Below are 6015 nucleotides of genomic sequence, written 5' to 3'. Positions count from 1 at the left end.
TATTATTTAGTCTCGCAAACTTATTGTATTTCCTTAGGTTGAGAAGAGCAATGTTCATATAACTTAACAGATCGAATTATATTTATGGGGGGACAAAATGAAAAGGAAAATGATTATAAGAATTGTAGCAGTTCTTACTTTAAGTGCTGTTATGGCTACTAACTCTATGATGACAATGGGGAATGTTTATGCAAATGAATTAACAGAAGGAGCAGAACAACAAGAATATGAGACTCTTGCTGTAGATAGTGACTACTCACAAATAGGTGGAGTAGAAAGTTATATTGTAGATGGAAATAAGGTTACATTTAAGATGGTAACAGGGGAATATGTTAGAGTTTCTCTTTTAGATAATGATGTAATACGTCTATATATGGACCCAAACGGGGAATTTAAAGAAGATCCTACACCTAATGATGAAAGTCATGTTACAACAATTAGAGAGAAGGATGATGATGAGTATGAAGGCGTTGATGCTAAGGTAGAAGATGGAGATATTATTACAGTATCTACAGACATTATTGAATTAAGAATGGAAAAAGCTACAGGAAAGATGGAGCTTTTTAATAAGGCTACAGAGCAAACATTATGGAGGGAAGCAGAGCCTTTAAAATATACAGATAGTGAAACAGTTCAGACTCTTGAAACAAGTAGTGATGAATATTTTTATGGTGGAGGAATGCAAAATGGACGTTTCTCTCATAAAGGTGAAATTATAAATATTAGAAATGAAAATAACTGGGTTGATGGAGGAGTAGCAAGTCCAACACCATTTTATTTCTCAACTAGTGGTTATGGAGTTATGCGTAATACTTTTAAACCAGGACAATATGATTTTGCTTCAACAACTGAAAATATAGTTGTTACTAAGCATAGTGAAAAACGTTTTGATGCATATTATTTTATTGATGATACAGCAAATGGTATTATAAAGGGATTCCATGAGTTAACAGGTGATCCGTTACTTATGCCAGAATATGCATTTTATTTAGGGCATTTAAATTGTTATTCTCGTGACTGGATAAATGATGAAACAGGACAAGAATCACAAACACCAGCACCTGGATTTGATCGTCAAGAAACATTGATGGTAGATGCTAAAGAGGTTTTAGATACTCATATTAGCAATGATATACCACTTGGATATTTCTTACCTAATGATGGTTATGGATGTGGATATGGTAGAGCAGAAACTATTGATGAAAATATTGAAAATTTAAAAACATTTGTTGATTATACTAGAGAGAAGGGAGTTCAAACAGGTCTTTGGACACAAAGTCAATTAACTCCTACAGGAAATCAAGCTGCTTATTTAGAACGAGATATAGAAAAAGAAGTTGGTTATGCTGGAACAAATGCAGTAAAGACAGACGTTGCATGGGTTGGAGCTGGATATTCTTTTGCACTTAACTCAGTAAGACAAGCTGCAGAAGGTATTGAAAATAATTCAAGGGATAATGCAAGACCTTATGTTGTGGCAGTTGATGGATGGGCTGGAACTCAAAGATACGCAACTTTATGGTCAGGAGACCAAAGTGGTGGAAATTGGGAGTATATTAGATTCCATATCCCAACATATATCGGTACTGGATTATCAGGAAATCCAAATATGGGTTCTGATATGGATGGTATATTTGGAGGTAAGAATCCAGTAATTCAAACTCGTGATTTCCAATGGAAGGCGTTTACTCCTATCCAATTAGATATGGATGGTTGGGGAAGTAATGCAAAGAATCCTTATGTATTTGGAGAGCCATATACTTCTATAAATAGAATGTATTTAAAATTAAAAGGTGAATTAATGCCATACATTTATAGTAATGCAAGTGTTGCTACTAATGAAGGTATGCCAATGATTAGAGCTATGATGCTTGAATATCCTAATGAATATACTTATGGAAAGGATACTCAATATCAATATATGTGGGGAGAAAACATGTTGGTTGCTCCAATATATCAAGATACTGAATCAGATGCATTAGGAAATGATGTTAGAAATGATATTTATCTTCCAGATGAAGACCAAATTTGGATTGATTACTTTACTGGAAAACAATATCAAGGTGGAGGCGTATTAAATAATTTTGAAGCTCCTGTATGGAAGTTACCGTTATTCATAAAGAATGGTGCAATTATTCCAATGGCAAATGAAAATAATACTCCAGAAGCAATAGATAGCTCTATACGTAAGTATGAAGTATATCCAAGTGGAGATACAAGCTTTGAAGTATATGAAGACGATGGTTTAACTACTGACTATAAGGAAGGTAAATCAGCAACTACATTAGTTACATCTTTAGCGCCTAAAACAGGAAAAGGTACTGCTGTAATTAAAGCAGGAAAATTAGAAGGTAGCTATGATGATATGATAACTGAAAGAAAAACTGAATTTGTTGTTAATGTAAGTGAAAAGCCAACAGAATTAACAGTAAAGGTTGGTGGAAATGATGTTAAGCTTACTGAAGCTAAATCATTAGAAGAATATAATAGTGGAAGCAATATGTATTTCTATGATGAGGCACCAAACCTAAATAAATATGCTACAGAAGGTTCTGAGTTTGCAGATATAGAAATTACTACAACTCCAAAGGTTTACGTTAATGTTGAAGCAACTGATGTAACTAAAAATGAAGTTGAATTAACAGTAAAGGATTTTGTAAATACTCAAGAAGGTGTAAATAGTGACTTAAATACTAATTTAAGTGCACCTACTAACCTGCAAGCACCACAAGAATTAATAACACCAACAACTATAAACTTAACATGGGATGCTGTTGAAGGAGCAACTTCATATGACATTGATATTGATGGAGTAATATTTAGGAATATTACAGCTACTGAATATAAGAAGATTGATTTAGAATTTGATACTGTTTATAAATACAGAGTAAGAAGTGTAAATTCAGAGGGATACTCTGAATGGAGTGATTATATAGAAGCTAGAACTAAGTTAGATCCATATACTAATGTTCCAAAAGATATGGTTGCAATTTGGGAATGGGGTAACTATGGTACTGATTATCTTGAAAATGCTGTAGATAATAATGATAGTTCTATGTTCCATTCTGCTGGAAATGCTATTGATAAACCATTTATTGTTGATATGCAAAAGGCTTATGATATTGAATTCTTAGATTTAAAATTTAGAGCTAATGCAAATGGTTCTGTTAGTAGAGCATTAGTTTATAGTAGTGTAGATGGAGTGAACTATACAAAGGTATTTGATAATACAATAGATTATGGAAATGCATGGTCAACTGATGGAAACGTTAAGAGAATTGAATTTGCAAGTCCAATTAAAGCACGTTACTTTAAGATAGTAACTAAAGAATCAAGAAACAACTTCCTTGCAATAAATGAAGTAAGACCAGTAAAGGTTGATGGAACAGTAGGAAAGGTAGTTGGAGACTGGAATAATAGTGGAAAAGTAGAAGAAGGTGATTTAACATTCCTTCAAAACTATGCAGGTTTATCAAATGTAGATGCAGATTGGCATTATGTTTCTGATGCAGATTTAAATAATAATGGATTAATTGATGCATATGATATTGCATATGTTGCTAATAAGTTAAATGGTGGAGTAACTGAAACTGATACTAAGATTTCAGGTGAAATTAATATTATTCCAAGTAAGAAAAATATTAAAGCAGGTGAAACTTTCACTGTAAATGTTGTTGGAGTAGAGTTAGCAGATATAAATTCATTTAGTGTTGAACTTCCTATAGATTCAAGTAAATATGAATTTGTTAATATAGCACCAACAGAACTTACTAGTGGTATGACTAATTTCTCTAAATTAAGAGTTCATAGTGATGGAAGTCAAGCTGCATATGTAATATTCAATAATATTGGAGAAAAAGCTAAAATTTCAGGTACAGAAAATATAGCAACTGTTACTTTAAAAGCAAAAACTGATGTTACTTTTGATATAGAAGCTACTCATGCTTTACTTGTTGATAGTAAATTAAATCAAAGAGATGCAGCAGATATATATCGTAATGTACCAGAAGGAATGACTGCAATATGGGATTTAGGAAATGAATTACAATTCTATCCTCAAAATGCAGTAGATAATGATGATAGTACAAGATTTATGTATGCTCAAAGGGATGGAGTTGATAAAGAATTCATAATTAATATGAATGGTGAATATGACCTTGAAAGAATTGATGTTTTATGTAGAGATATTAATATAGGTTCAGGAAACGGTGGAGTATTAAGAGCAGAAATTTATACTAGTGTAGATGGTGAAAACTATGAATTAGTTTACAGTAATGCTGAAGAAACAGGATTACCAGTATGGGTAAATGAAGGTAAATATAATGTAGCTATGTTAGAAGAAGTAGTAAAAGCTCGCTACATTAAGATAGTACCTAAAGAAACTCTTGGAGGATATATTTCATTTAAAGAAATACGTCCAATAGCTGTTGCAAAATCAGTTGAGGTGCCTGAAGAACCAGAAATTCCAGTAGTAGTGGTAAAGGATCATTTAAATCTTGCTGTTGAAATAGCTAATGAAGTAACTGAAGAAGAACTTTTAGATGTTGTTCCAGCAGTAGTTGTAGAGTTCAAAGAAGCTCTTGATGCAGCTAATGCTATATTAGAAAATGAAAATTCAACTCAAGAAGAAGTAGATTCAGCCTTTGAAAGATTAGCAAATGCAATGCAAATGTTAGAATTCATTAAAGGAGATAAAACTCAATTAATTAATTTATTAGATAGAATTGAAGGATTAAATTCTGATGAATATATTAATGATACTTGGAGCAAATTACATGCTAGTGTAGAAAAAGCAAATGCTGTTATAGCAGATGAAAATGCTCTTGAAGCAGAAGTAGCTGATTCTTATAAAGAACTTTTAAGATCATTCTTAGAATTAAGATTAAAACCAAGTAAGGATAAATTAGAAGGTTTAATCAATAAGGTTGAAGCTTTAGATGCTAGCAAATATACTATAGAATCTTGGAATAACCTACAAGCTAAATTAGGCATGGCTAGAGGAGTATTTGAAAATGAAGAAGCAACTGTAGCTGAAATATCAAATGCTGAAAATGAATTAAATGCAGCAGTTAATGCTTTAGTTGCAAATGTAGGTACAGGAAATGAAGAAGTACCTGAAAATCCAGGTAATACAGAAATTCCAGATAATAATGAAGTACCAGAAAATCCAGGAACTACTGAAACACCAACAAATCCAGATAAAAATGAAGTTGCAGATAATACTGAAAAGACAGAAGATAAGAATGAAAATGTAGCTTCAGATAATGTGGTAAGTGGTTCAAGTAGCTCAAGTAGTAATTCAAGTAGTGCAACAAACACTACAAGTCAATCACAAGGAAAAGATAATCTTCCTAAGACAGGTGGTGTAGCAGGAGTATTAGCTACAACTATAGGAGCTATTTTAGCAGGAGCAGGTGCAATATTATCAAAGAAAAGAAGATAGAAATATTAATAGAATTTCTAAATGAAGTTTTAGAGATAAAAAAGAAGTAATTGAAAACTGCGTAGATTAATCTACGCAGTTTTTTTGCTAATTTTGAAAGTTAGGATTTTTAATTAGCTTTAGCTTTTAAGGCTGGTATAAATGTACGGAATAAGAATAAGCATAAACATACAGCTGCAAAAATTATACCTACAGGATAGGCAATTGTTGTTGGAAGTTTAAAGCCTTCTTGTGCATATAAGATATAGGTACAACTTACCGCGGACATAAAGGTTGCAGGTACAGCTGCAATTAGTGATGAAACTGGTTTGTTTATCTTAGCGTATTTAGCAAGATATACAGAACCTGCCCAAAGAACTATCATAGCTAATGTTTGGTTTGACCATGAGAAATATCTCCAAACAACTGAATAGTCTATAAGTGAAATTAAATATCCAATTCCAAGTAGAGGAATAGCAAGCATTAATCTCTTAGGAATTTTAGTTTGGTCAATTTGGGAGAGTAGATAGATTTGTGTAAAAAACAAATCTATCTACTCTTTTTTGTATGATTAGTTGGTAGATTTGGAATAA

The 6015-nt window shown here is 32.2% G+C and carries 2 protein-coding genes; one reads left to right on the top strand and one right to left on the bottom strand.

Features of this window, described 5'->3' with window-relative positions; translation table 11 throughout:
• The first annotated feature begins 97 nt into the window (after nt 1-97).
• On the top strand, nt 98-5443 hold the full coding sequence (locus LPC13_RS16365; protein WP_234089013.1) for a discoidin domain-containing protein: 5346 nt from the start codon (nt 98-100) through the stop codon (nt 5441-5443).
• Nucleotides 5444-5552: 109 nt separating this feature from the next.
• On the opposite strand, the gene LPC13_RS16360 is transcribed toward LPC13_RS16365, so the two are convergent.
• A complete protein-coding gene (locus LPC13_RS16360; RefSeq protein ID WP_005216045.1) occupies nt 5553-5969 on the bottom strand; it encodes a carbon starvation CstA 5TM domain-containing protein in 417 nt (138 codons plus the stop codon).
• Between the last annotated feature and the right edge of the window lie 46 nt (nt 5970-6015).

It is taken from the genome of Clostridium celatum, assembly GCF_021412605.1.
Taxonomy (GTDB): Bacteria; Bacillota; Clostridia; order Clostridiales; family Clostridiaceae; genus Clostridium; species Clostridium celatum.
This window is presented reverse-complemented; position numbering and strand designations above follow the sequence as displayed.